This is a genomic window from Pseudoxanthomonas koreensis (genome assembly GCF_010093225.1).
Lineage (GTDB): Bacteria > Pseudomonadota > Gammaproteobacteria > Xanthomonadales > Xanthomonadaceae > Pseudoxanthomonas > Pseudoxanthomonas koreensis.
In genome coordinates, this window is sequence record NZ_PDWM01000006.1 from 43,305 (window position 1) to 69,799 (window position 26,495).

The window sequence follows — 26,495 nt, forward strand, 5'->3', positions numbered from 1 at the left end:
GTTGCGTTGAACGTGGTTCCTGCCCGACTCCACCGGGTCGCCCCCTGAAGTGGGCTCCTACAGGAAGGCAGGTGCCGTCAGGGCTGGGGGCGGCGGCGGATGGGGATGCGGGACAGGGGGACGGCGGCGATCTCGTGGCCGCCTTCGCGGATCGGAGCTCCCGGCGGCGGCGCCCAGGCGTGCGCGTAGAGCACTTGCCAGGTGCTGGGCAGGCGACCTTCGCCGGTGCGCAGGGTTTCGTAGGCCGCGGTCGCCGCGGCGAAGCGCGCGCGGCCGGTGAGGCTGCGGCGGCGCGCGGCCATGGCGTTGGTCGCGCCGATCACGCGCAGTTCGTGCATCAGCGCCGGCAGGTCCGGATAGGTGAGGGTGAACAGGTCGCGGTCCAGCACCGGGTCGCGGAATCCCGCCGCCACCAGCGCATCGCCGAACTGGGCGATGCTGGCGAACGGACTCACGTGCGGCACGGCATCGGCCTGGGCGAACGACTCGCGCAGCTCGCCCAGCGTCTCCGGTCCGAAGCTCGAGCACAGCAGCAGCCCGCCCGGCCTGAGCACGCGGCGGAACCCGGCGAACACCGCCGGCAGGTCCTCCACCCACTGCAGGCACAGGTTGCTGAAGACCACGTCCACGCTGCCTTCGGCCAGCGGCAGCGCGCGCGCATCGGCGCACACGCGCGCGAACGGCTTCCACCAGCCGGCCTGCTTCTTCGCCTGGCGCAGCATCGGCAGCGCCAGGTCCAGCGCGACCACCTGCGCCTTGGGCCAGCGCTTGCGCATCGCCGCGGCGGCGTGGCCGGTGCCGCTGCCCACGTCCAGCACCACCTGCGGCACCTTGTCTTCCAGATAGGCCAGCGATTCGAGCAGGCGCGCGAGCACTTCCTGCTGCAACGCCGCCGCGGCGTCGTAGCCGGCGGCCGCACGGGAAAAGGCGCGGCGCACGTGGCGGGGGTCGAACAGCGGATCCATGCGGGGAATGCGTGCGTCAGGGCGCGCTATTGTCGGCGAAAGCGGCCAGTTCCGCCGCCACCGCGTCGACATGGCCCAGGAACGGCGCGTGCGCGGCCCCGGCCAGTTCGACGAAACGCGAGCGCGGCGCCAGCGCGGCGGCCGCTTCCATCCCGCGCGGATGCACCAGGCGGTCGCGGCGCCCGCCCAGCCACAGGCTGGGCACGCGCAGGGACGGCAGGCTGCGGCGCAGGTCGCTGGATTCGAGCAGGCGCAGGCCCTGCTGCAGCGCTTCCGGATCCGGCGCACCGCGCTCGGACAGCAGCGCGCGCAGCAGCTTCAGTTCGGCGCGGCCGTGCTCGGAGCCGAGCGTGTCCAGCGCGATGAAACGGTCCAGGGTGCCGGCGTAGTCCTCGCCCAGTTCCTGGCCGAAGCGCGCGAACACCTCCGGCGCGACCGCGTGCGGCCAGTCCTCGGCGCGGACGAAGCGCGGCGTGGCCGCGACCATCGCCAGCCCGCGCACGGTCGGCAGCGTGGCCGCCGCGCGCAACGCGAACAGCCCGCCCAGCGACCAGCCCAGCCACACCGCCGGCGGCACCCGCGCGGCGATCGCGCTGGCCACGGCCGCCAGTTCCAGCGGCGTGCCGGGATCGCGGCTGAAGCCGTGCCCGGGCAGGTCGACCAGGTGCAGGCGGAAGCGCGATGCCAGGCGTTCGGCCAGCGGCGCGAACACACCGCCGTGCAGCGCCCAGCCGTGGATCAGGACCAGGTCCGGGCCGCTGCCGAGGGTTTGGATGTGCATCGCGCCATTGTCGCCGACGCAGGGCTCAGGCGGCGGCGCGGGCGGCGTGGGCGCGGGCTTCGGCGAGGGCGCCGAGCAGGGCGTTGACCTGCTGCGGGGTGTGCAGCGCCGACAGGGTCACGCGCAGGCGGGAGCGGCCTTCGGCGACGGTCGGCGGGCGGATCGCGGTGACCAGGAAGCCGGCCTGCTCCAGCGCCGCGGACATCGCCGTGGCGGTGGCTTCGGCGCCGCACAGCACCGGCTGGATCGGCGTGTTCGAGGCCATCAGTTCCAGCCCCAGGCGCCCGGCGCCGATGCGGAACTGGCCGACCAGCTCCTGCAGGCGCGCGCGGCGCCAGTCGTCGCGGCGCGCCAGCTTCACCGCCGCCAGGGTCGCGGCGGCCAGCGCCGGCGGCAGCGCGGTGGTGTAGAGGTAGGGCCGGGCCACCCCGGCCAGGTGCTCGATGAGGTCGGCATCGCCGGCCACCACCGCGCCGTAGCCGCCCAGGGCCTTGCCCAGGGTGGCCAGCTGCAGCGGCACCTCGGCCACGCCCAGGCCAGCCTCGGCCACCGTGCCGCGGCCCTGCGGGCCGAGCACGCCGACGCCGTGGGCATCGTCCACGTACAGCAGCGCGTCCTGCGCCCGCGCCACCAGCGACAGCGCGCGCAGCGGGGCGACGTCGCCGTCCATGCTGAAGACGCCATCGGTGGCCAGCATCGCCGCGCCGCCGGACGCGTTGCGCAACTGGCGCATCGCCCCTTCCGGATCCAGGTGCGGGTAGCGGCGCAGGCGCGCGCCGGCCAGGCGGGTGGCATCGATCAGGCTGGCATGGTTGAGCCGGTCCTGGACGCAGCGTCGTCGTCCTCCAGCAGCGCCTGCTGCACCGCCAGGTTGGCGGCAAACCCGCTGCCGAACAGCAGCGCGCGCGGCACGCCGAGCCATTCGGCCATCTCGCGCTCGAGCTGTTCATGCAGCGCATGGTGGCCGCAGACCAGGTGCGAGGCGGTCGAGCCGGTGCCCTCGCGCGCCACCGCGTCCTGCAGTGCGGCGCCGACCTCGAACTGCGAGGCCAGGCCCAGGTAGTCGTTGCTGCAGAAGCCGGTCAGCCAGCGGCTGTCGACTTCCACGCGCACGCCGTCGCGGCGGTCGATGGTGCGGCGCTGGCGCAGGCGACCCTGCGCGGTGCGCAGGCGCCGCAGCGCTTCGATGCGTTCGTGGATGTCGATCCGTGCCATGGTGTCTGCCCCTCCCCCCCGGGAGCGCCGTGCATGCTCAGGCCGCGCATCCGCACGCGGATGCCGGCTCGGTGATGTCGGCATGCACGGTAGCGCCTGTGGCCGCCACGGTTCCGTGACCGGGCTCACATCGGGAGAGCGGCATCGGCCGCAGGCCCAGCCGCGCGAACAGCGCCTGGTCGCGTTCCACGTCCGGATTGCCGGTGGTCAGCAGCTTCTCGCCGTGGAAGATCGAGTTGGCGCCTGCGGCAAAACACAGGGCCTGCAGCTCATCGCTCATCTGTTCGCGCCCGGCCGACAGCCGCACCATCGAGCGCGGCATGGCGATGCGCGCCACCGCGACCATGCGCACGAACTCGAACGGATCCAGTTCGGCGGTGCCGGCCAGCGGCGTGCCGGCCACCTGCACCAGGCGGTTGATCGGCACCGAATCCGGGTGCGCGGGCAGGTTCGCCAGCGCCTGCAGCAGCCCGGCGCGCTGCTCGCGGGTCTCGCCCATGCCGACGATGCCGCCGCAGCAGGTCTTCAGCCCGGCCTCGCGCACGTGGTCCAGCGTGTCCAGGCGGTCCTGGTACTGGCGGGTGTGGATCACCTCGCCGTAGAACTCCGGCGCGGTGTCCAGGTTGTGGTTGTAGTAGTCCAGGCCGGCGTCGCGCAGGGCGCCGGCCTGGTCGGCCGAGAGCATGCCCAGGGTGGCGCAGGTTTCCAGGCCCAGCGCCTTCACCCCGGCGATCATCGCCGCGACCTTGGGGATGTCGCGGTCCTTCGGGCTGCGCCAGGCCGCGCCCATGCAGAAGCGCGAGGCGCCGGCATCGCGCGCCTGGCGGGCCTTTTCCAGCACCTGCGCGGTGTCCATCAGCTTGCCCGCGTCCACGCCGGTGGCGTAGCGCTGCGCCTGCGGGCAGTAGCCGCAGTCCTCCGGGCAGCCGCCGGTCTTCACCGAGAGCAGGGTCGAGACCTGGACTTCGGCCGGGTCGAAGTGCTCGCGGTGCACCGCGGCGGCCCGGTACAGCAGCTCCGGCAGCGGCAGGGCGAGCAGGGCGAGCAGTTCCTCGCGGCGCCAGTCGTGGCGGATTTCCGTGGGCATGGGGGTGGTTTTCCTGACGGCGGCGCGGGGGCGGACGCGGGCAGTCTGGGAAGCCGGCTGCGGGGCTGTCAACCAGAAACGCAATTATCCGGTTTACAGCAGCCGCCGGCAGGGCACGGGGAAGCCCTACCTCCGGCCGGTGCGGTGGCCGATACCGCGCACGGGACCGCCGCGGGATGGTGTGCACCCCTGTCGCGGCAGCACGGCCTTGCACTGGATCGAAGGAAAATCCCGGCCGGCGATACGCGTGCCGGGCATCGTCGCGTTGGCCGGGTGGCTCGACCGGCTGCTGCCGGCGCGCTGCCTGGTCTGCACCGGGCCGGGCGAGGATGGACTGGACCTGTGCCTGGCCTGCCGGCAGGCGCTGCCGGTGGAAGCGCATGCCTGCCGGCGCTGCGCCTTGCCGCTGCCGCCCTTGCCGCTGCCCGCCGACGGCCTGTGCGGGCGCTGCCTGCGGCAGCCGTCGCCACTGCAGGCGACCCATGCGGCCTTCGCCTACGCCGCGCCGCTGGACCGGCTGCTGCCGCGTTACAAGTTCCACCACGACCTGGCCGCCGGGCGCCTGCTCGCGCAGCTCATGGTCCCGGCCCTGGCCGGCGCGGACCGGCCGCAGGCGCTGGTGCCGGTGCCGCTGCATCGGCGGCGGCTGCGCGAACGCGGCTACGACCAGGCGCTGGAACTGGCGCGGCCACTGGCACGCAGCCTGGGCCTGCCGCTGCAGGCGGGGCTGCTGAGAAGGCTACGATCGACGCTGCCGCAGTCGGAACTGGATGCGGACGCGCGGCACGCCAATCTGCGCGGGGCCTTCGAAGCGCGCTGTCACGGCACGCCGCCGGCGCACGTGGCCCTGGTCGACGATGTGATGACGACCGGGGCGACGCTGCATGCGGCGGCGCAGGCGCTGCGGCGCGCTGGCGTCACGCGGGTGGATGCATGGGTGTGTGCGCGGGTGCCGTGACATGGCGGGACAGACCGGTGCCGTGACATGGCGGCGCGGCGGCGGATTTCCTGTAGGAGCCCACTTCATGGGGCGACCCGGTTGCGTCTGCACGCAGCCACGATCAACGCAACCGGGCCGGCGATGAAGCAACCGATCCGGAGATTCCGCGTTCAACGTGGCGCGTTCCGGCGCCGACGGGTCGCCCCCTGAAGTGGACTCCTACAGGGGGCGTGCGTCGGGATGTCGAGGCGCCGCGGCGGCGGGACGTTGGAGTGTCGGGGCGGCGTGGCGGCAGGGGCTCCATTTGACAGTGGCCGAGCGGGCGGGGTATGCCGTGGCCGGGCCATTCCGGCTCCCGTCACGAAAGGCAGGACGCACCATGGAAGCAGGTACCACCGAGGAAGTGCGCCGCACCTGGTGGGTGTCGGTACTGTTCGGGCTGATCGCCATCGCCTTCGGCCTGATCACCATGGCCAAGCCGTTCCAGGCGCTGGTGGCGATGGCCTGGGCGTTCGGCATCCTGGCCCTGGCCGATGGCATCGCCAGCCTGCTGGCGCTGTTCGACAAGCGCGTGGCCATTCCGAAGATCTGGCTGCTGTTCTACGCGGTGGCGTCGATCGCCTTCGGCCTGATCGCCGTGGCCAACCCCAAGGCCACCGCCGGCATCCTGTTCCTGATGCTGTCGTTCTGGCTGATCGTGGCCGGCGTGTTCCGGATCATCTTCGCCATCCGCGTGCGCAAGGAGATCGTCGGCGAATGGCTGATCGCGCTCAGCGGCGTGCTGGCGATCGTGCTGGGCATCATGTTCCTGCGCAACCCGGCCATCGGCCTGTTCGCCACCGCGTTCTGGATCGGCGCCGGCGCGCTGGTCTACGGCCTGTTCCAGGTGCTGGCGGGCTTCCGCTTCCGCACGCACAAGCCGCTGGCGGCCTGACGTCGACTGTCGCAACCGCGTCATCCGCGCCGGCGACCGTGTTCGCCGGCGTGGTTCCTTCCCGTCGCCGTCCTGGAGTCCGTCATGTCACGAGCCTGGTGGGTGTTCCTGCTCTACGGGTTGCTTGCGATCGCCTTCGGCCTGTTCGCGCTCATCCGGCCGCAGTCCACGGTGTGGGTGATGATCATGGCCTTCGGCCTGCTGGCGCTGGGCGATGGCGTGGTCAGCATCATCAGCGTGCTGCGCAAGCAGGTGGCGCTGCCGAACTGGCTGCTGGTGGTGTACGGCCTGGCCTCGATCGGCTTCGGCATCCTGGCGCTGTTGCAGCCGCAGATGGTGGCCACCGCGCTGGTGTGGCTGCTGGCGATCTGGCTGGTGGTCGCCGGCATCGCCCGCATCGTGTTCGCGGTGCAGATGCGGCGGCTGGTGGAAGGCAACTGGCTGCTGGCGCTGAGTGGCCTGCTGGCGCTGCTGCTGGGCCTGCTGTTCCTGCTGCAGCCGGACATCGGCGTGGCCACCATCGCGATCTGGCTGGGCATCGGCGCGCTGCTGTTCGGCGTGCTGCAGCTGGCGCTGGCGTTCTACCTGTACCGGCGCTCGCGGCAGCTGACCACCGTCGGCCACTGAGCGGGCGGCTGGCCAGGCGCCGGGCTGGCGGCCGCGGCGGGTTACGCTAGGCGCGGCGGCGGCATCCACGCACGCCGCCGCGCCTCTTCCCTTCCGGTCCCCGCATGGCCCCGCGCAAACGCACGACTACCCGCGCCGTCACCATCCTCGACGTGGCCCGGCACGCGGGCGTTTCGCCGATGACCGCCTCGCGGGTGATCAACGACAACCCGCGGGTGGCGCCGGAGCTGCGCGAACGGGTGCAGGCCTCGGTGCGCGAGCTGGGCTACCGGCCGAACCTGGCCGGGCGCTCGCTGCGCACCGCCGGCACCGCGCGGGTGGGCGTGCTGTATTCCAACCCCAGCGCGGCCTATCTCAACGAACTGATGCTGGGCATCCTCGAGCAGAGCAGCGCCAACGGCGTGCAGGTGCTGGTGGAGAAGTGCGGCGGCATCCACAGCCAGCGCGCGGCGCTGCAGCGGCTGCTGCAGGCCGGCGTGGACGGGATCATCCTGCCGCCGCCGCTGTGCGACTCGGCGCAGACCCTGCGCGAACTGGAGCAGCGGCGGATCCCGGTGGTCGCCGTGGCCACCGGCGCACCGGTGCCCGGGGTGGCCTCGGTGCGGATCGACGACTACCAGGGCGCCCGCGCCATGACCCGGCACCTGCTCGAGCTCGGCCACCGCCGCATCGGCTTCGTCCAGGGCGACCCGAAGCACACCCCGGCCGGGCTGCGCACCGCCGCCTTCCTCGAGACCATGGCCGAGGCCGGACTGCCGGTGCCGGCCGAGCTGCTGGCCGAAGGACTGTTCACCTACCGCTCCGGCCTGGCCGCCGCCACGCAGCTGCTGGCACGGCAGCCGCGCCCGACCGCGATCTTCTGCAGCAACGACGACATGGCCGCCGGTGCGATGGCGGTGGCCCACGGCCTGGGCCTGCGCATCCCCGGCGAACTGACCGTGGTCGGCTTCGACGACACCCCGGTGGCCACCACCCTGTGGCCGCAGCTGACCACCGTGCGCCAGCCGGTCAGCGCCATGGGCAAGGCCGCGATCGAGCTGGTGCTGGAGCAGATCCGGCGCCAGCGCGAAGGCCGCAGCGGCGAGGCGGTGCACCAGGTGATGAAGTACACCCTGGTCAAGCGCGATTCGGCGGCCGCACCGGGCTGAACGCGGCGGCGTGTCGCGCCGCCAGCACCCGCACCACGCCGACCGGCAGCACCGCAGTGCAGCATGTCGCTGAAATCCCGGGCTGGTAACCTTACCTCGGACCCGGCACAGGACTGCCGGCGGGCAGCCAACGGCGAGGGCGCTGAGGATGACGGCAGCACAGGCAGGCGCGGGTGCGACGCCCGATTTCCGCTCGCGCGAATTCCTGCTCGGGCACGTGCGCGACACGATGGCCTTCTACCACCCGCGCTGCATCGACCCGGCGGGCGGCTTCTTCCACTTCTTCAAGGACGACGGCCGCGTCTACGACCGCCGTACCCGCCACCTGGTCAGCAGCACCCGCTTCGTCTTCAACTACTCGATGGCCTGGCAGGCCTTCGGCGAACCGGCGTACCGCGACGCGGTGGCGCATGGGCTGGCGTTCCTGCGCGAGGCACACCGCAACCCGGACACCGGCGGCTACGTCTGGCTGCTGCACGACGGCCAGGTGCAGGACGCGACCAACCACTGCTACGGCCTGGCCTTCGTCGTGCTCGCCTACGCCAAGGGGCTGGAGGCGGGATTCGAGCAGGCGCGCGGATGGCTCGACGAAACCTGGGCGCTGATGGAGCGCCATTTCTGGGAACCGCAACACGGCCTGTACGCCGACGAGGCCAGCGCCGACTGGGTCGTGTCCGGCTACCGCGGCCAGAACGCGAACATGCACGCCTGCGAAGCCTGGCTGGCCGCGTTCGAGGCCAGCGGCGAGGAGCGCTACCTGCAACGCGCTGCATTGCTGGCCGAGAACATGACCGGCCGCCAGGCCGCGCTGGCCGGCGGCCTGGTCTGGGAGCACTACGACCGCGGCTGGCGGGTGGACTGGGACTACAACCGCGGCGACCGCAGCAACATCTTCCGGCCGTGGGGCTTCCAGCCCGGCCACCAGGTGGAGTGGGCCAAGCTGCTGCTGCAACTGGACCGGCATGCACCGGCCGCCTGGCGCCTGCCGCGCGCGCGCAGGCTGTTCGACCGCGCCGTGGCGATGGCCTGGGACGGACAGCACGGCGGCCTGGTCTACGGCAACGAACCGGACGGGGCCTTCTACGATGAAGACAAGTACTTCTGGGTGCAGGCCGAAGCGCTGGCCACCGCTGCGCTGCTGGGCGACCGCAGCGGCGAGGCCGCGTACTGGGACTGGTACGAGCGCATCTGGGCCTACAGCTGGACCCACTTCGTCGACCACGAACACGGCGCCTGGTACCGCATCCTCGCCCCGGACAACGGCAAGCTGACCGACGAGAAGAGCCCAGCGGGGAAGACGGACTACCACACGATGGGGGCGTGCTACGAAGTGTTGAAGGTGGTTTGAGGCGGCAGGGGCTGGCATACACTGCGCCCATGCTCGACCTGCACTACCACCTGCTGCCCGGCATCGACGACGGCGCCACCGACCTGGCGATGGCGCTGGAGATGGCGCGCATGTCGGTGGCCGATGGGGTCACCACGGTGGCCTGCACCCCGCACATCTATCCGGGGCTGTACGACAACACCCGCGACGGCATCGTCGACGCGATCGCCCGGCTGCAGGCGGCGCTGGACGATGCCGGCATCCCCCTGCGCCTGGTCGAGGGCGCCGACGTGCACCTGGATCCGGGCCTGGTCGAGGGCATCCGCGGCGGCCGCATCCCGACCCTGGCAGGCTCGCGCTACCTGCTGCTGGAACCGCCGCACCATGTCGCCCCGCCCAACTTCGAGGGCGTGGTGTTCGAGCTGATGGCCGCCGGCTTCATCCCGGTGGTCACCCATCCCGAGCGTCTCAGCTGGGTCGAGACCCACTACGACCTGTTCGTGCGCCTGGCCCGGCGCGGGGCCTGGATGCAGATCACCGCCGGCGCGCTGACCGGCCGCTTCGGCCGCCGCCCCGGCTACTGGGCCGCGCGTTTCGTCGACGAAGGCCACTGCATGATCCTGGCCACCGACGCCCACCACCCGCGGCGGCGCCCGCCGCTGCTGGCCGAAGCGCACGAGGCGGCGATCGCCCGGGTCGGCGCCGAGGAGGCCCGGCACATGGTCCAGACCCGCCCGGCCGGGATCGTCGCCAACCTGGCCCCGCACGAACTGCCCCCCGCGCTGGACGGCCGCCTGCCGGCGGACCGCGAAGGCGCGCGCGGCCCAGGGCCGCTGACACGGATGCTGCGCCGGGTGGGCATCGGCCGCCGCGCGATGTGAAAAGTGTGAACCGTGGAGCGGATTCCGGGTTGCGGCTATGATCGTGGCCTGTCCCGGGGGGGATCCAGTCGCCACGCCGTCGCCGGCAGCCCCGGGCCCGTCTGTCCGTGATGTCCTGGAAGCCGCCGTGAAAGCCGTCCTGTACCGCCTGTCCACTCCCTTGCTGCTGGTCCTGCTGGCCGGCTGCGTCAGTTCCGGCGAGATCCGCAACGTGGAGCAGGGCAGTTCGTTGCCGCCGCCGGACACCACCAACGCCATCGGCGCCTACGAAGGCACCAGCGAGTACCGGCTGGGCGCCAACGACCAGGTCGAGATCACCATCTTCGGCGTCGAGGAACTGACCAAGACCGTGCGGATCAACTCCAACGGCCAGATCTCGCTGCCGCTGATCGGCAGCGTGCCGGTCGGCGGCATGACCATCCCCGAGCTGGAGACGGAGCTGACCCGCCGCTACGCCGCCAGCTACCTGCAGGACCCGCAGGTCACCGTGTACGTGAAGGAATTCGCCAGCCAGCGGATCACCTTCGAGGGCGCGATCAAGCAGCCGGGGATCTATCCGCTGACCGGCAAGACCACCCTGCTGCAGGGCATCGCCACCGCCAAGGGCCTGGACACGCTGGCCGACATGGGCGGCGTGGTGCTGTTCCGCGAGGTCGACGGCAAGAAGATGGCAGCGGTCTACGACATCCGCGACCTGCGCAGCGGCAGGGTCGAGGACCCGCAGCTCTACGGCGACGACATCGTCGTGATCGAACAGTCGGGCAGCAAGACCGCGCTGCGCCGCTTCATCGAATCGGTGCCGGCGATCGGCTTCTTCCTGACGCCGTTCTGATCCCGTCTTCGCTTTCGACCCGGACACTCCCGCCGCATGAACAACCCGAACCTGCCTGTCGGACCATTGGGTGAAGACCCGATGCAGCTTCCGGCGCGACGCGATGTCGAACAGGGGCTCGCTCCCCACCACAGCGCCGTGGTGCTGGACCTGCTCCGCGAAGGCCAGAAGGACAACCCCGACGAGATCGACCTGCTCGCCTACTGGCGGATGCTGGTCAAGCGGCGCTGGCTGGTGCTGTCGGTGGTGGCCGCCTGCGCCGCCATCGCGCTGGTGATGACGCTGATGGCCACGCCGATGTACCGGGCCACGACGGTGGTCAAGGTCGACAGCGTTTCGTCGCAGATGGTGCAGATCGGCGAACTCAGCACCCCCTTGTGGGGCGGTTGGGATCCCGAGTTCCTCACCACCCAGGTCGGCATCCTGACCAGCCGCAACCTGGCCGAGCGGATCGCCGAGGACCTCAGGCTGGATCGCACCGCGCTGGCGAAGCTGCGCCCACCGTCCTGGCTGGAACGGCTCAAGGGCACCGTGCGGCCCACCGAAGCGGCCACCGACGCCGTGCCCCCGGCCAGCGACGCGAAGATGGCCGCGGCCGATCTTGCGGCCGGCACCGGCACGATCATGGGCGGCCTGTCGGTCGAGCCGCAGCTGAACTCCAAGCTGGTCAACATCTCCTATTCCAGCCCGGTGCCGCAGTTCGCGGCGCGAGTGGCCAACGCGGTCGCCGATGGCTATATCGCCGCGGAACTGGAACGCGCCTACGGCGCCAACGCCTACGCCAAGAAGTACCTGGAAGACCAGTTGCAGGAGACCAAGGCCAAGCTCGAGCAGTCCGAGCGCGCACTGGTCGAATTCGCCCTGAAGGAAAACCTGGTCAACCTCGGCGAGGGCCAGTCGCTGGCCGGGCAGAACCTGGGCACGATCAACACCTCGCTGGCCGAGGTCCAGGCGCAGCGCATCCGCGCGCAGGCACGCTGGACGCAGCTGCAGGCCAACGACAGCCTGCCGCAAGACCTGATGGGCAGCTCGCTGGTGCCGACCCTGCGCCAGCAGCGCGCCGACCTGCAGCGGCAGTACCAGGAGAAGCTGCTGGTATTCAAGCCGGACTACCCGGACATGCAGCGGCTCAAGGGCCAGATCGACGAGATGGACCGGCAGATTTCCGCGGAGATCGGCAACGTGCGCCGTTCGGTGCGCGCCGAGTACGATGCTGCCATTGCCCAGGAAGAACTGCTGAAGGGCCAGCTGGCCTCGCTGCGCACCGAGTCGCTGGACACCGACAGCCGCAGCATCCAGTACAACATCCTGCGCCGCGAGGCCGACACCAGCCGCCAGCTCTACGACAGCCTGCTGCAGCGCTACAAGATGATCGGCGCGGCCAGCGACATCCGCCCCAACAACATCGCCGTCATCGACCGCGCCCAGGTCCCGGGCGGCGCCTACAGCCCCAACAGCACCACGAACCTGGCCGCCGGCCTGTTCATCGGCCTGCTGCTGGGCGTGGCCCTGGCGCTCCTGCTCGAGTTCCTGGACGACACGCTGAAGACCCCGGAAGACGTCGAGCAGAAGCTGCGCATGCCGGTGCTGGGCATCATCCCCAAACTGGGCGCGAAGCAGTCGGTGGCCGAGGCGACGAAGGACCTGCGCTCGGCATTCTCCGAGGCCTACCGTTCAGTGCGCACCGCGCTGCAGTTCTCCACCGACCACGGCGTGCCGAAGGTACTGCTGCTCACCAGCTCCGTCCCCGGCGAGGGCAAGTCGACCTCGGCGCTGGCGCTGGCACGCAACTTCGCCCAGCTCGGCAAGCGCGTGCTGCTGATCGAGGCGGACATGCGCAACCCGTCGCTGCACCGGAGCCTGGCGCAACGCAGCGACCAGGGCCTGAGCAACCTGCTGGCCGGCGCGGCCACCCTGCAGGACGTGATCATCGACAGCGGCGACGCACGCCTGGACGTGATCCTCTCCGGCCCACTGCCGCCCAATCCCGCCGAACTGCTGTCCGGCTCGCGACTGGTGTCGCTGCTGAGCATCGCCGCCCAGCACTACGACCAGGTTGTGATCGACGGCCCGCCGGTGATGGGTATTGCCGATGGCCCGCTGCTGGCCAGCAGCGCCGACGCCACGATGCTGGTGGTCGATTCCGGGCGCACCAAGATCAGCAACGCGCAGACCGCACTCAAGCGCCTGCTGTCGACCCGTTCGCACGTGATCGGGGTGCTGCTGACCAAGTACGACGCCAAGGCCGCCGGCTACGGCTACCAGTACGAGGGCTACTACGCGTACGGCGGCGCCCCGGCCCGCCTCCCCGGGAAGAAGCGCTAGGCGACCGCATGCCCAGGGAAGGTGCGCTGGCGCTGGCGATCGCCCTGTTCCAGGAACCGGGCCTGCGCCACGACTGGCGGCTGGAACCGCTGCCGGCGGACATCGGCCGGCTGCTGGCCCTGGTCGGTGGCGAACCGCGCCGGCTGGAACAGGCCGCCGCCGCGCTGGATACCGGGCCGGAGGACCTGCTGCAGGCGGCGCGGTTCTACGTCCAGGAGATCCTGCTGTTCGCCGGCGCCGACGACCGCCGCCTGCTCGGGCTGGCCGCCGGCGACGGCCCGGAGACCCTCCGCAGCCACTACCGCTACCTGCAGTCCTGGCTGCACCCGGACCGTGGCGGCGAGGGGCGCGCCGAAACCATCCACGCCGCCCGGATCAACGCAGCATGGAACCGGCTGCGTGCCGCCCCCTTCGAGACGGTCGCCCCGGCGCCCGAAGCGGGGGGAAGCCCCGGGCACGCGCCCGTGGCGATGCCGGCCACCCGCGTCCAGCACTGGGTGCGGGTGGAGGAAGAAGCGGAGCGGCGGCCCCGGCGCTGGTTGCTGGCGATCCCGGTGGCCATCGCCATCGGCGGTGGCTGGCTGTGCCTGGCCTCGCCCCCGCCGACCGCGCACGGCGACGCCTGGCCCGGCAACGGGGAAGGCGAAACGGCCGCGGCCACAGTGACGGCCGTCCGGCCAACCTCAGCGGACGCAACTCCCGCGTCCGAAGTGCCGCAGCAGGCTCTCACCATCCCGCAGCCTCCGCACCATGCCGGCGAAACGCCACACGGCATTCCAGCGGCGGTCCGGCCACCGGGGCCCGCGCCCCCCAGCACCTGGCGCCCCGCCACGGCGCATCCCGCGACATCCGTCGCAACCATGCCCGCCCCCGCCGATGCCCGATCGTCGCCTCGCGACGGGGTCGCCGACATCGCCGCAGGCGCCGCACACCCGATCCCGCCGGTTCCCGCGTCCGGCCTGCCGGCCGCCGTGCACGCCACCGCCACCGCCGCGACGCGGCCCCCCGGCACATCCGTTTCCGGCGAAGCCCCGGCCCCGGCGGCGAACGGGCAAGCACCACCGAACACGGACGCCACGGGACCGGTCTTCGCCGCCGCCGTCCCCGACCTCGCCGCACCCGACCTGGCCGGGCGCGACCTCGCCGCCCAGCGGCGCGGCGACACGCTGCTGGCCTACCTGACCCGCCGGCAAGCCACGCCACCGCCGATCTGGCACAGCGGCCAGGCACTGGACGCCGCCACCGCGATCCAGCGCGACCTGGCCGCAGGCGGCAGGCGCCGGCCGCAGGTCCTCCACGCCCAGGCGCACTGGCAGATCGAGTCCAGGCACGCGCGCCTGCAAGTGCCGGTCGAGCCGGCCGACCGCAGCGGCCCGCGCCTGCTGAGCGCCGGCCTGCGCTGGCAGAACGACGCCTGGTGGGTGGAGTCGATCGCGCTGGAGGACGTGCGTTGAGGCCGGCGGCACGGGCGGCACTGCTCGCCGGGCTGGCCGTGGCCGCCACGTACTCGGGTTACCGGATCGTGGCCCACACTGTCGCCGACGACCTGGCGCGCGACGATCCCACCCGGGCGCTGCAGCTGCTGCCGGATCATCCCGGCGCGCTGCTTGCCCTGGCCGAGCGCCAGCTGGAAGCCGGCGACCACACCGGGGCCGCCCGGACCGCCGGCGAACTGGCGAAAGCCGCACCACTGGACGGACGCGCCTGGCGGATCCTGGGCCAGGTCGAGGCGGCCGCAGGAAACCGCGAGCAGGCACGCGCGCGGTTCGAACAGGCCGTGGCCCTGCGCCCCCGCGACACGCCGTCGCGCGCGTGGCTGGCCGACGACCTGCTGGTGCGCGGCGAGTACACCGCAGCGCTGGGCCACATCGAGCGGATCATGGCCACCTCGCCACGCAACCGGCCCGCGATGCTGGCGGTACTGGTGAAGCTGTCGGCCGACCCGGTGTTCCTCGAAGCACTCACACCGCTGCTGGCCACCCGGCCGGACTGGCGCGCCGCCTACCTACAAGAACTGCAGCGCAGCGCCGGGCCGGACGTCTCCGCGCAGGTGATGGCCACCCTGGCCGGCCACGGCGGCCTGGACCCGGCCGAAGACGCCCGCTGGATCGACGACCTCATCCGCCGCGGCCTGTGGGGCCAGGCCTATGCGCACTGGGCCGGCACCTTGCCGGCGCTGGCCGTGCTGTCGCCGGTCTACAACGGTGGCTTCGAGGCGACGCCCTCGGGCACCGGGTTCGACTGGCGCACGCAGGTGATCCCGGGCCAGACCGTGACGTTCGAAGCAGGGCCGGCCGGTGCCTCGGGCCGGGTCGCGGCACTGGAGTTCCGCGGCCGGCCGGCACCGCGGGCCGGGCTGGAACAGGCCCTGCTGCTGGCACCGGGCCAGCATGAGCTCCAGGTCCGCATGCGCGCCGAAGATCTGCACAGCGACGGCGGCCTGGAATGGGTGGTGGCCTGCGCCGACGGCCGCATCCTCGGCCTGGGCCCGCGCATCACCGGCAGTTTCGACTGGAAGACGGTGACCGCGGCGATCGAAGTCCCCGCCGACTGCCCCGGCCAGCGGCTGTACCTGCGCAATCCCGCGCCCACGGCGCGCTCGCAGTCGACCCGGGGACGGCTGTGGATCGACAGTGCCGCCATCATCCGCGCGCCTGCGATTCCGCAGCCGGAACCCCCGACCCCTGTCGTTCCCGGCTTGGCCGACGGCGTCCCGGCGAAGCGGGACGATAGGCTGCGGCTCTCCACTGTGGTACGTTTTGAGCCATCCATCACATGACGGTACCTTCCATCGTGAAGAAGTTCGTTTCCGTGTTCGCACTCGTGGCTGCCATCGGCTTCGGCGCGCCCGCCCTGGCACAGGAAGGCGGCATCGCCACCCTGGCCGCGCAGGCCGGCAAGGTTTCTGTCAGCAGCAACGGCGAATTCGCCGGCGTGCCGACCGGCCAGGTGCTGCGGCGCGGCGATCGCCTGATGCTGCTCGAGGATGCGTCCGCGACCCTGCGCCTCGGAAGCGGCTGCAGCGTCAATTTCGACAAGCCTGGCGTCTACGAGATCCCGGAGAAGTGCGGCAGGCCGCTGGCCGCCGGCACGGACTGGGCCGGTGCGGCCAAGGTCGCCGGTGGCGTTGCGGTCGTGGCCGCCATCCTCGCCGCGCAGGACGACAGCCTGGCCCCCGTCAGCCGCTGAGTGGCGCGACGGCCCGGCGGTTTCCTGCCCCGGACTTCTGGTGATAGGCTCCCGCGGTTTCCCCTTGCAGGCGATACATCGATGAAGACTCCGTCCCTGATCGCATTCGCAGCAGCCACCGCCTTCTTCTCCAGCGCAGTGCTGGCCGAAGACGCCACCGTTGCGGCCCTGGCAGCACAGACCGGCAACGTCACCCTCAGCACCAGCGGCGAGTTCGCCAGTGTGGCCACCGGGCAGCGCCTGCAGGCCGGCAACCGCCTGATGCTGACCGAAGGCAGCAGCGCCAGCCTGGCCTATGACAACGGCTGCATGATCAACTTCGACAAGCCGGGCGTGTACACCGTCCCGGAAGAGTGCAAGCCCGTGGCTGGCGGCCCCAGCAATGGCGCGATCATCGGCGGCGTGGTGGCCGGTGCGGCACTCATCGGTCTCGCCGTTGGCGGCGGCGGTGACGACGACGACGACAGTCCGCCCGTCAGCCGTTGAGCCCTCCGGGCCCGACCCGATGACATGCGGAAGTGGCTGCGGGGCGGGCGCGATGCCTGCCCCGCTTCCGTATTGGCGCCCATGAACCTGCGACACCCGCATCCATCACGCCTGCTGTTCCCGCTCGTCCTGCTCCTGCTGGCGATGGCCCTGCTCACCGGCGGCGGCTCGCAGGACCGCGGCTGGGGCGATGCCGCCACCCAGCTGCTGGCCTGGCCGGTGTTGCTGCTGGCGGCATGGCAGCTGACCGACGCGGATGCGCCGCGCAACCGCCCCTGGCTGCTGGCCTTGGCCGCGGTCCTGCCGCTGGGCATCGCCCTGCAATGGCTGGTCGGCCTGACGCTCACGCCCTGGGCGACCGAGCGCGCGCTGTGGGCGGTGCTGCCGGCGGTGGCGGCATTCACCGCGGCGCTGGCGCTGCCACGGCGCGATCTGGCGACCCTGGCCTGGCCCTTCGCCGGCATGGCCGGCGCCAGCCTGCTGCTGGGCTACCTGCAGCTCGGCGCGCCGCAGGACAGCCCGCTCAATCCTTTTCCGGAATGGCCGCCCGCGCTCAACGGCCTGTTCGCCAATCCGAACCACCAGGCAACCTCGATCGCCGTGGCGCTGGTGCTCATCCTGGCTTGGCTGCTGCATCGCGATGACGACGACAACCGCGACGGCCGCTGGTGGGCCAAGCGGGTCGCCCTGGCCGGCCTGGCCCTGTTCCTGCTGGTCGGCCTGCCGCTGACCGGATCGCGCGCGGCGGTGCTGATCGCCGCGGCCGCGCTGCTGGCGGTACCGCTGGCCAACGGCTGGCTGGGCCGCCGCCGCCGCCGCGGCAGCCGCCTGGGCCTGGCGGCCGCCATCGCCGGCGGCGTGTTCGCGATGGCGCTGCTGCTGGCCGCCAGCGCCTGGCTGCGGGTGGACCGCGAAAGCGAATCGCGCAGCGCGGTCTACGCCGCCACCGCGCGCATGGCCGGCGAGGCGATGCCGGCCGGCACCGGCATCGGCAGCTTCGTGCCCTGGGTCGAGGCGCATGCGCCGGACGCGCTGGTGAGCGGCACCTACTTCAACCACGCCCACAACGAGTACCTGCAGTGGTGGCTGGAAGGCGGCATCGCCGGACTGGCCTGGATCGCGCTGCTGGTGGCGTTCGTGGCCTGGACCCGGCCACGCCCCGGCCGCGGCCGGCGACCGCACTGGCTGGCCGTGGGCAGCTGGCTCGGGCTGGTGGTCATGCTCGCGCACAGCGCGGTCGACTACCCGCTGCGCACGCCGGCGCTGATGACCGTCGCCGCATTGCTGGCGGGCACCGCCGCCGCGCTGCGGAGCCCGCGCGAAGGTCGCCGCCGTCATGATGATGGTGCGACAATCCAGGCCGGAAACAGCCGTCCAGCCGCATCGATGCACTGAACGGAACGGGTCTTCACAGGGGAAGCTTCATGTCATCCAGCAGGACGCCTGCCGGGGCGCGGATCGCCATCGTCGGGCTGGGTTACGTCGGCCTGCCGCTGGCGGTCGAGTTCGGAAAGCGGCACGACACCATCGGCTACGACATCAACACCGCGCGCGTGGCCGAACTGCGCGCGGGCCGCGACAGCACCCGCGAAGTGGAGCCGGAGGAACTGGCCCAGGCCACCCGCCTGCGCTGCAGCGACCGGCTCGAAGACCTGGCCGACCGCGACACCTACATCGTCACCGTGCCCACCCCGATCGACGGCGCCAAGCGCCCGGACCTGACCCCGCTGGTACGCGCCAGCGAAGCGCTGGGCAGCGGGCTCAAGCGCGGCGACGTGGTGGTCTACGAATCCACGGTCTACCCCGGCTGCACCGAGGAAGTCTGCGTGCCGCTGCTGGAGCGCGCCTCCGGGCTGAAGTTCAACCAGGACTTCTTCGTCGGCTACAGCCCCGAGCGGATCAACCCCGGCGACAAGGCCCCCCGCGTCACCAGCATCCTCAAGGTGACCTCCGGCTCGACCCCGGAAACGGCCGACTTCGTCGACGCCCTGTACGGCGCCATCATCACCGCCGGCACCCACAAGGCCAGCAGCATCAAGGTGGCCGAAGCGGCCAAGGTGATCGAGAACACCCAGCGCGACCTCAACATCGCCCTGGTCAACGACCTGGCGATCCTGTTCAACAAGCTCGGCATCGACACCCTGGAAGTGCTGGAAGCAGCCGGCACCAAGTGGAACTTCCTGCCGTTCCGTCCCGGCCTGGTCGGCGGCCACTGCATCAGCGTGGATCCCTACTACCTGACCCACAAGGCGCAGGAAGTGGGCCACCACCCGGACGTGATCCTTGCCGGCCGCCGCACCAACGACGGCATGGGCGGCTACGTCGCCGACCAGGTGATCCGGCTGATGGTGCGCAAGGGCATCAACCCGGTCGGCGCGCGCGTGCTGGTGCTGGGCCTGGCGTTCAAGGAGAACTGCCCGGACCTGCGCAACACCCGGGTGATCGACATCGTGCAGGCGCTGCGCGGCTACAACGCGCAGGTGGACGTGCACGATCCCTGGGTCGACGCGGCCGAGTCCAGGCATGAATACGGGCTCGAACTGTCCGGCACGCCGGAGCAGGGCGCGTACGATGCCATCGTCGTCGCAGTCGGCCACCGGCAGTTCGCCGCCCTGGGCGCCGCGGGCATCCGTGCGTTCGGCAAGCCCGGCGCCATCCTGTACGACGTGAAGTACGTGCTGCCGCGCGACGCGGTGGACGGACGCCTCTGACACGCGCCATACAGGGAACAGTACGGAAATGAAGGTCCTGGTCACCGGCACCGCCGGATTCATCGGCTCCCACGTCGCCATGCGCCTGCTCGAGCGCGGCGACGAGGTGGTTGGCATCGACAACCTGTCGGATTACTACGACGTCGAACTCAAGAAGGCGCGGCTGGCGCGCTTCGCCGACGACCCGCGCTACACCCACATCACCGCGGACCTGGCCGACCGCACCGCGATCGAGGCCGCGTTCGCGGCGCACAAGCCGCAGCGCGTCATCAACCTGGCGGCGCAGGCGGGGGTGCGCTACGCCGCGCAGAACCCGCACGTCTACGTCAGCAGCAACGTCACCGGGTTCCTGCACGTCCTGGAAGGGTGCCGACACCACGGGGTCGAACACCTGGTGTTCGCCTCCACCAGCTCGGTGTACGGCGCCGACACGAAGATGCCGTTCTCCGAACACCAGGGCACCGACCATCCGCTGACCCTGTACGCGGCCAGCAAGAAGGCCAACGAATCGATGGCCCACAGCTACGCGCACCTGTACGGCCTGCCGTGCACCGGCCTGCGCTTCTTCACCGTGTACGGCCCCTGGGGCCGCCCGGACATGGCGCTGTTCCTGTTCACCAGGGCGATCCTGGCCGGCGAGCCGATCAAGGTGTTCAACCACGGCAAGCACAAGCGCAGCTTCACCTACGTGGACGACATCGTCGAAGGCGTGATCCGCACCCTGGACAAGGTGCCGGGCAAGGATCCGGCCTGGAACGGCGACGCGCCCGACCCGGCCAGCAGCGGCGTGGCGCCGTACCGGCTCTACAACATCGGCAACGAACGCCCGGTGGAACTGCTGCGGTATATCGAAGTGCTGGAGCAGTGCCTGGGCCGCAAGGCGGTGATGGAGATGCTGCCGCTGCAGGCCGGCGACGTGCCCGATACCGAGGCCGACGTGTCGGAACTGGCCGCCGCGGTGGGCTACCGGCCGGTGGTGGATGTGGAAGAGGGCGTGGGGAATTTCGTGCGGTGGTATCGGGAGTACTACGGCACTACGGCATGACCGGGGCGTACATACCCCGGTAAGTCGGCCAAGCTCGTCAATGTCCGCGGGATTTTTCCCAAACCGCCACAGCCCCCCCTATGCCGCTACCGCGCACAGGGGGTATCCTGCGCCCCATGTTCAACCCATGAACACCGGTCCCGATGCCTGAAACCGCCGACGAACTCAGCGTGGCGCTGCTACGCCGCCTGGCCGACGCCCCGCAGGCCAGCCAGCGCGAGCTGGCACGCGACACCGGCGTGTCCCTGGGCAAGCTCAACTACGCCCTGCGCGCCCTGATCGACAAGGGCTGGGTCAAGGCCGGCAACTTCGGCCGCAACCCCGACAAGCTCAGCTACGCCTACCTGCTGACCCCCAGCGGGATCGAGGCCAAGGCCCGGCTCACCCGCGCCTTCCTGGCACGCAAGATGGACGAGTACGAACGGCTGCGGGCGCAGATCGAGGACTTGCAGGCGGATCTGGGCGGGAACGAATTCACCGGCAGGCAGGGCTGACCCATGCACATCCTGGTCACCGGCGGCGCCGGCTACATCGGTTCGCATACCTGCGTGGCGCTGCTGGAGGCCGGGCACGAAGTGACCGTGCTCGACAACCTGTGCAACAGCTCGGCGGTGGCGCTGGAGCGGGTGCAGGAGATCGCCGGCAAGCCGCTGGCCTTCATCCACGGCGACATCCGCAACCCGGACGACCTCGACCGCGCGCTGCAAGGTGGCGCCGACGCGGTGATCCACTTCGCCGCGCTCAAGGCCGTGGGCGAAAGCTGCGAAAAGCCGCTGGCCTACTTCGACAACAACATCGGCGGCACCATCGCCCTGCTGCAGGCCATGGAGCGTGCCGGCGTGCGCCGCCTGGTGTTCAGCTCCTCGGCCACCGTGTATGGCGAACCGGACACGGTGCCCGTCACCGAGGACGCGCCCCTGCGTGCCACCAATCCGTATGGCCGCACCAAGCTGGTGATGGAACAGCTCATCGGCGACTGCTGCCAGGCCGTGCCGGAGATGGGCGCGGTGCTGCTGCGCTACTTCAACCCGGTCGGAGCGCACCCGTCAGGGCGCATCGGCGAGGACCCGGCGGGCATCCCCAACAACCTGATGCCCTACATCGCCCAGGTGGCCGTGGGCCGGCGCGAGCGGCTGCAGGTGTTCGGCGGCGACTGGCCCACGCCCGACGGCACCGGCGTGCGCGACTACCTCCACGTGATGGACCTGGCCGAGGCCCATGTGCGGGCGTTGGAGTTCGGCCGCGACCAGGCCGGCGCGCGGGCGATCAACGTGGGCACGGGCCGCGGCTACAGCGTGCTGGAGCTGGTGCGCGCGTTCGAGCAGGCCAGCGGGAAGGTGGTGCCGTACGACGTCGTGGGGCGACGAGTGGGGGATGTGGCGGAGCTGTGGGCTGAGCCGGCGCTGGCCGAAGCGCTGCTGGGCTGGCGTGCGCAGCGCGGCCTGGCAACGATGTGCGCGGATGCGTGGCGATGGCAGGCGGGGAATCCGCAAGGGTATGACGGACCGTAGCCCGGGTCGTCTTTGCCGCCGCAGCGCGCAAGCCAGATGACCGTTGAAATGGTGGCGGAACAGGGGAGGCAGGGTCTGAAATGGCATCAGGGGTATTACGGGGGATGAGCATGGACGGGAATGCGGTGAGTACCACCAAGAAGATCAACACTACCGCCGACCTGGCGATCCATGGCGCGCCACCGGCATTCACCGAGCCGCTGCATGTGGGCCGCCCGAACATCGGTAACCGGGACGAGTTCATGCAGTTGGCGGGCGAAATGTTCGATCGTCGCTGGCTGAGCAACAGTGGGCCGCTGGTACTCGAGTTCGAGCGCCGAGTTGCCGAGCACCTGGGCGTCAAGCACTGCGTCGCCATGTGCAACGGCACCATCGCTCTGGAAATCGCCATTCGAGCGTTAGGCATGACAGGCGAGGTAATCGTTCCCTCCTACACGTTCATCGCGACCGCACACGCGCTGCACTGGCAGGGAATCACGCCGGTTTTCGCCGACATCGATCCGCGCACCCATAACCTGAACCCCGATGCGGTGCGAAGCATGATCACGCCGCGTACCACCGGCATCATCGGCGTACACCTGTGGGGCCGTGCCGCACCGGTGGAGGCGTTGCAGTCGATTGCCGACGAACATGGGCTACAGCTGATGTTCGATGCCGCCCATGCCTTTGGGTGCTCGCATGCCGGCCAGCGCATCGGAAACTTCGGTCGCGCCGAAGTCCTGAGCTTCCACGCCACCAAGTTCTTCAATACGTTTGAAGGCGGCGCGGTGGTCACCAATGACGACGAGCTGGCCGAAACCATGCGCCTGATGCGCAACTTCGGATTTGCCGGTTTTGACAACGTCATCCATCCGGGCACCAACGGCAAGATGATCGAGGTCTGCGCGGCCATGGGCCTGACCAACCTTGACTACATGGACACGGTGATCGAGGCCAACCGCCGCAACTACCATGCCTATCGCGAGGCATTGGCGGGCTTGCCAGGCTTGAGCTTGGTCACCTTCGACAAGGATGAGCTCAACAATTACCAGTACGTGATCCTGGAGGTGGACGACGATTGCCCCGCCAGCCGCGACCAGCTGGTGGCGGCGCTGCACGCCGAGAACGTGCTGGCACGTAAATACTTCTGGCCGGGCTGCCACCGCATGAAGCCATATCGCGACCTGTTTCCACATGCGGGATTGGTGCTGGAGAACACGGAGAAGGTTGCTAATCGAGTGATCGTTCTTCCGACCGGAACCACGCTGTCCGTGCAGGACATCGGCGTGGTCGCGGCAATCATTGGCCAGGTTGTGGGGGGAAAACTGAAATGAAATGCAACTTCTTCCATTGCCCTGATCCCGGGTTCTCGCGGCTGTATATCTTTGGTGCTGGAGGGTTCGGGCGGGAGGTTGCCTGGTTGGCCGAGCAGTGCTGGGGCGACAGAGTTGAGGTCTTTTTCCTTGTCGATCAGCGCGCCTATCTGACCCCGCCGGTCAACGGCGTGCAGGTGCAACTGGTCGACGAGGTAACAGCGCGAGAGGAGGATCGCTTTGTCGTGGCCCTGGGCGACCCCGGGCTGCGGCGGAAGGCCACGCTGACGTGCCAGGAGGCGGGACTGCAGCCGACGTGTCTGGTCCATCCGCGTGCAGAAATTTCGGCCCGCGTTGTGCTGAGCCAGGGCAGTATAGTCTGCGGTGGAAGCATTTTGACCACGGATATCGTCGTTGGCGCGCACGTGCATGTAAACCTGGCCTGCACGATAGGCCACGATGTGCAAATTGGTGACTACACCACGCTCTCGCCAGGGGTCCATGTTTCCGGAAATGTCGAGATTGGCGAAGATGTCTTCATCGGCACCGGCGCCAATATCATCAACGGAAGTGCCGGCGCGCCATTGGTGATCGGCCGCGGCGCGGTGATCGCGGCCGGAGCGTGTGTCACCCGCCCGGTGGAGCCAGGGGCGCTGGTGGCAGGTGTGCCGGCGGTGAGGAAGCGATGACGTCGCTGAAACAACGCGCACTATCGGCGACAGCGTGGAGTGGAGCAGACATCCTGTTGCGCAATGGGGTCCAGTTTGTGGTGTCCGTGGCACTGGCCCGCCTGCTGAGTCCGGAAGATTTTGGCGTCATTGCAATGCTCTACCTGTTCACCGGAGTTGCAGGGGCATTTGTTGACAGTGGTTTCTCTACTGCCTTGATTCGGCAGCAAGACACTACGCATGTCGACGAGTCAACCGTGTTCTGGTTCAACCTGGCAATTGGTTCCGTACTTGCCCTTTCGATGGTGGCGCTCTCGCGCCACATCGCAGCCTACTTTGGTCACCCAGTGCTGGTCCCATTGGCATGGGCGATGGCGGCAAACATCTTCATTTCCGCGCTGAGCTCCATCCATGTCACGTTGCTGACAAAAAAACTTGAATTCCGAAGCCAAATGAAGATCGGCTTGGCTGCCTCTCTTGTTTCGGGCGCAGTGGCAATCTGGATGGCAAAGGCGGGTTCCGGCGTGTGGGCCTTGGCGGCACAGGTTGTATCGGCCAGTGTCTGTACCACGGCCATGCTCTGGTGGGTCTCGAGCTGGCGCCCTCGTTGGGAATTCAGCTTTTCATCCGCGCGGCGACTGTTCGGATTTGGTAGCTATATGTTGGGATCGAGTCTTCTCGACATTTTCTACACCCGTTTGTACTCCGTGCTTATCGGCAAACAGTTCGGAGCCAGAGATCTCGGCTTCTACAGTCGTGCAGACGGCACAAAGCAACTGCCGGTTGGCGTACTGACCGGGATACTTTCCCGCGTGGCACTTCCGGTCTTCTCAAAGGTGTCCGGCGACCCCGAGAAGCTGCGCCGCGGTGTGCGCATGTCCCTCAGCGGGATGATGCTGATCAATGTGCCCATGATGTTCGGACTGGCCGCGGTCGCAGAAGTGTTCATCGTTGCGGTGCTGGGCGAACAGTGGCTACCTGCAGCGCCGATTCTGCAGGTGCTTTGCCTGGCAGGCGTGTTCTGGCCGTTGCACGTGATCAACCTCAATGTTCTGCTGGCACAAGGCTATTCCAACTTGTTTTTCCGGCTGGAAGTGATCAAGAAGGTGCTGGGCATCAGCTTGCTCTTGCTGGGCTCCCTTTACGGAATCATGGGTATCGCCTGGAGTACGGTGCTTTTCGGCGCATTGGCTTTTCTCATCAACGCCTACTACACAAAGCAGTTCCTTGATTACGGCGCCTTCCAACAAACCAAGGACTTCCTTCCCGTTACCCTGATCTCGCTGATCATGTTTGCCATCGTTCGCCGGGCTTCGACCTCTTGGGCACCCCAGCCAGCCATCGAACTCATGGCATTGGTGGCACTTGGCGCGTTGGTCTTTGTTGGCCTGGCCCACCTTCTCAGCATCAGATCCTATCGGGATGCGGCCGCCACTCTCAGGTCAGCTTTGGCGAAAAATCAGGAGTAGGGTCCGGCAATGACACCTAATAGGCAGAATTGCACCGACTACGAGATCAGCGACCCTTCGCAACTGTCGTCTTCTCCGACGGTAAGCGTACTGATGCTGGCGTATAACCATGAGGCTTACGTCCGGCAAGCCATCGAAAGCATTTTGGCGCAGGAAGTTGAGTTTCCGTTTGAGATTGTTGTTGGTGAAGACTGTTCAACCGATGGCACACGCGAAATTTTGCTGGAATACCAAGCTCTGCGTCCGGACCTTGTAAGAATAGTTTCCTCCGACGCCAATGTCGGGATGAACAGAAATTTGGCGAGAATCCTCACGACTAGCCGTGGTGCATTTATTGCAATTTGCGAATGTGATGATTATTGGGTTTCAAGTGTAAAGCTTGCTAAGCAAGTAAGTTTTCTTCAGTCAACTAGAGGCGCATCGCTGGTTTTTAGTGACAGGCTTGTGGTAAGTGGGTCGAAAGTGTCATCCACATGCTACGAACAGCGAAACTACTCGCTGAAAGATATTCTCGAAGGATTTATTCCTCCAACTCAGACTATGATGTGGAGGAGATCAGATGGCCTGATTGGCAAGATTCTCGCCTATCCGGACAACCCTTCGGGCGATCGATTGATTGCCTACCACTGCGCCTTGTTAGGGAGTATTGCAAAGGATTCTTTTGTTTCCGCCGCCTATCGAGTGACTGGCGATGGCGTCTGGTCTTCTCTTCCTAAAAAGGACCACAGGAGATTGAAGTATTTGCGCCTAGCAGAGTTCCATCGGCAAATGGGCGTGAACGACGCATCTTCATTGGCGCGCTGCGTGGAGGGATTGTTGCTCGATTCTTTTCATTCAATCCGAAAAATGGACGGTGCGTTTGCAGCGCTTGGTGATGTTGTTTATTTCACTAAGCTGGCTGGAATCAGCAGGGCACTGGCAGCTGTTTGTGGAAAATTCTTGAAAAGATCGCGCCAATGATGATTGCGATTGCCATCTCTGAATTCGAGCCGGAGCGAGTCATTGCTAGGGCACTATCTTTGTCATTGGAGCCGAGCATTGGCTATCACCTGATCGCTAGTG

At 69.0% G+C, this 26,495-nt stretch carries 24 protein-coding genes and 1 pseudogene; 21 read left to right on the top strand and 4 right to left on the bottom strand.

Annotated features, from left to right (window positions below; translation table 11 throughout):
* Window positions 1-77 precede the first annotated feature (77 nt).
* The 4 genes and pseudogenes from bioC to bioB form a co-directional block, all read right to left on the bottom strand.
* A complete protein-coding gene (bioC, locus tag CSC64_RS03260; protein ID WP_162433889.1) occupies window positions 78-965 on the bottom strand; it encodes a malonyl-ACP O-methyltransferase BioC in 888 nt (295 codons plus the stop codon).
* Window positions 966-981: 16 nt separating this feature from the next.
* Complete coding sequence (gene bioH, locus CSC64_RS03265) at window positions 982-1,746, bottom strand: pimeloyl-ACP methyl ester esterase BioH (RefSeq protein ID WP_162433890.1); 765 nt, start codon at window positions 1,744-1,746, stop codon at window positions 982-984.
* Between the two features lie 25 nt (window positions 1,747-1,771).
* Window positions 1,772-2,961: pseudogene (gene bioF, locus CSC64_RS03270) on the bottom strand (8-amino-7-oxononanoate synthase).
* 37 nt (window positions 2,962-2,998) lie between these two features.
* Window positions 2,999-4,048 carry a biotin synthase BioB gene (bioB, locus tag CSC64_RS03275; protein ID WP_162433891.1) on the bottom strand — a complete coding sequence of 350 codons (1,050 nt, stop codon included), beginning with the start codon at window positions 4,046-4,048 and terminating at the stop codon, window positions 2,999-3,001.
* 247 nt (window positions 4,049-4,295) lie between these two features.
* Here bioB and CSC64_RS03280 point away from each other — a divergent pair, with 247 nt between their 5' ends.
* The 21 genes from CSC64_RS03280 to CSC64_RS03380 all read left to right on the top strand — a co-directional run bounded on the left by CSC64_RS03280 (window position 4,296) and on the right by CSC64_RS03380 (window position 26,393).
* Window positions 4,296-5,006, top strand: coding sequence for a ComF family protein (locus CSC64_RS03280; RefSeq protein ID WP_238389740.1), 711 nt, complete (start codon window positions 4,296-4,298; stop codon window positions 5,004-5,006).
* A 361-nt stretch (window positions 5,007-5,367) separates the two neighbouring features.
* Window positions 5,368-5,922 (top strand): HdeD family acid-resistance protein, encoded by a 555-nt coding sequence (locus CSC64_RS03285; RefSeq protein ID WP_162433893.1) that lies wholly within the window; start codon window positions 5,368-5,370, stop codon window positions 5,920-5,922.
* Between the two features lie 84 nt (window positions 5,923-6,006).
* On the top strand, window positions 6,007-6,549 hold the full coding sequence (locus CSC64_RS03290; protein WP_162433894.1) for an HdeD family acid-resistance protein: 543 nt from the start codon (window positions 6,007-6,009) through the stop codon (window positions 6,547-6,549).
* A 104-nt stretch (window positions 6,550-6,653) separates the two neighbouring features.
* Entirely contained in the window at window positions 6,654-7,697 is a 1,044-nt protein-coding gene (locus CSC64_RS03295) for a LacI family DNA-binding transcriptional regulator (RefSeq protein ID WP_162433895.1), read from the top strand.
* A gap of 148 nt (window positions 7,698-7,845) precedes the next feature.
* Window positions 7,846-9,045 (top strand): AGE family epimerase/isomerase, encoded by a 1,200-nt coding sequence (locus CSC64_RS03300; protein ID WP_162433896.1) that lies wholly within the window; start codon window positions 7,846-7,848, stop codon window positions 9,043-9,045.
* 29 nt (window positions 9,046-9,074) lie between these two features.
* Complete coding sequence (locus tag CSC64_RS03305; protein WP_162433897.1) at window positions 9,075-9,905, top strand: tyrosine-protein phosphatase; 831 nt, start codon at window positions 9,075-9,077, stop codon at window positions 9,903-9,905.
* A gap of 127 nt (window positions 9,906-10,032) precedes the next feature.
* Window positions 10,033-10,737, top strand: a complete 705-nt coding sequence (locus CSC64_RS03310) for a polysaccharide biosynthesis/export family protein (protein WP_162433898.1) — start codon at window positions 10,033-10,035, stop codon at window positions 10,735-10,737.
* 36 nt (window positions 10,738-10,773) lie between these two features.
* Entirely contained in the window at window positions 10,774-13,062 is a 2,289-nt protein-coding gene (locus CSC64_RS03315; protein WP_162433899.1) for a GumC family protein, read from the top strand.
* A gap of 8 nt (window positions 13,063-13,070) precedes the next feature.
* Entirely contained in the window at window positions 13,071-14,516 is a 1,446-nt protein-coding gene (locus CSC64_RS03320; protein WP_162433900.1) for a hypothetical protein, read from the top strand.
* Complete coding sequence (locus tag CSC64_RS03325) at window positions 14,513-15,841, top strand: tetratricopeptide repeat protein (protein WP_162433901.1); 1,329 nt, start codon at window positions 14,513-14,515, stop codon at window positions 15,839-15,841. The genes CSC64_RS03320 and CSC64_RS03325 overlap by 4 nt, the downstream gene beginning before the upstream one ends.
* Complete coding sequence (locus CSC64_RS03330) at window positions 15,838-16,251, top strand: hypothetical protein (RefSeq protein ID WP_162433902.1); 414 nt, start codon at window positions 15,838-15,840, stop codon at window positions 16,249-16,251. Before CSC64_RS03325 ends, CSC64_RS03330 begins: the two co-directional genes overlap by 4 nt.
* An 81-nt stretch (window positions 16,252-16,332) precedes the next feature.
* Window positions 16,333-16,737: a hypothetical protein gene (locus CSC64_RS03335; RefSeq protein WP_162433903.1), complete on the top strand. Its 405-nt coding sequence runs from the start codon at window positions 16,333-16,335 to the stop codon at window positions 16,735-16,737.
* An 81-nt stretch (window positions 16,738-16,818) separates the two neighbouring features.
* Window positions 16,819-18,132, top strand: coding sequence for an O-antigen ligase family protein (locus tag CSC64_RS03340; RefSeq protein WP_162433904.1), 1,314 nt, complete (start codon window positions 16,819-16,821; stop codon window positions 18,130-18,132).
* A gap of 29 nt (window positions 18,133-18,161) precedes the next feature.
* The gene (gene tviB, locus CSC64_RS03345; protein WP_162433905.1) at window positions 18,162-19,448 is read left to right on the top strand and encodes a Vi polysaccharide biosynthesis UDP-N-acetylglucosamine C-6 dehydrogenase TviB; all 1,287 of its coding nucleotides are present in this window, start codon (window positions 18,162-18,164) and stop codon (window positions 19,446-19,448) included.
* Between the two features lie 28 nt (window positions 19,449-19,476).
* A complete protein-coding gene (locus tag CSC64_RS03350; RefSeq protein ID WP_162433906.1) occupies window positions 19,477-20,493 on the top strand; it encodes an NAD-dependent epimerase in 1,017 nt (338 codons plus the stop codon).
* A gap of 143 nt (window positions 20,494-20,636) precedes the next feature.
* A complete protein-coding gene (locus CSC64_RS03355) occupies window positions 20,637-20,987 on the top strand; it encodes a MarR family EPS-associated transcriptional regulator (RefSeq protein WP_162433907.1) in 351 nt (116 codons plus the stop codon).
* A gap of 3 nt (window positions 20,988-20,990) precedes the next feature.
* The gene (gene galE, locus CSC64_RS03360; RefSeq protein ID WP_162433908.1) at window positions 20,991-22,004 is read left to right on the top strand and encodes a UDP-glucose 4-epimerase GalE; all 1,014 of its coding nucleotides are present in this window, start codon (window positions 20,991-20,993) and stop codon (window positions 22,002-22,004) included.
* 125 nt (window positions 22,005-22,129) lie between these two features.
* Window positions 22,130-23,317: a DegT/DnrJ/EryC1/StrS family aminotransferase gene (locus CSC64_RS03365; RefSeq protein WP_238389741.1), complete on the top strand. Its 1,188-nt coding sequence runs from the start codon at window positions 22,130-22,132 to the stop codon at window positions 23,315-23,317.
* Window positions 23,314-23,985 (top strand): acetyltransferase, encoded by a 672-nt coding sequence (locus CSC64_RS03370; RefSeq protein ID WP_162433910.1) that lies wholly within the window; start codon window positions 23,314-23,316, stop codon window positions 23,983-23,985. Before CSC64_RS03365 ends, CSC64_RS03370 begins: the two co-directional genes overlap by 4 nt.
* Entirely contained in the window at window positions 23,982-25,433 is a 1,452-nt protein-coding gene (locus CSC64_RS03375) for a lipopolysaccharide biosynthesis protein (RefSeq protein WP_162433911.1), read from the top strand. Before CSC64_RS03370 ends, CSC64_RS03375 begins: the two co-directional genes overlap by 4 nt.
* Before the next feature lie 9 nt (window positions 25,434-25,442).
* Entirely contained in the window at window positions 25,443-26,393 is a 951-nt protein-coding gene (locus tag CSC64_RS03380) for a glycosyltransferase (protein WP_274381621.1), read from the top strand.
* Window positions 26,394-26,495 lie beyond the last annotated feature (102 nt).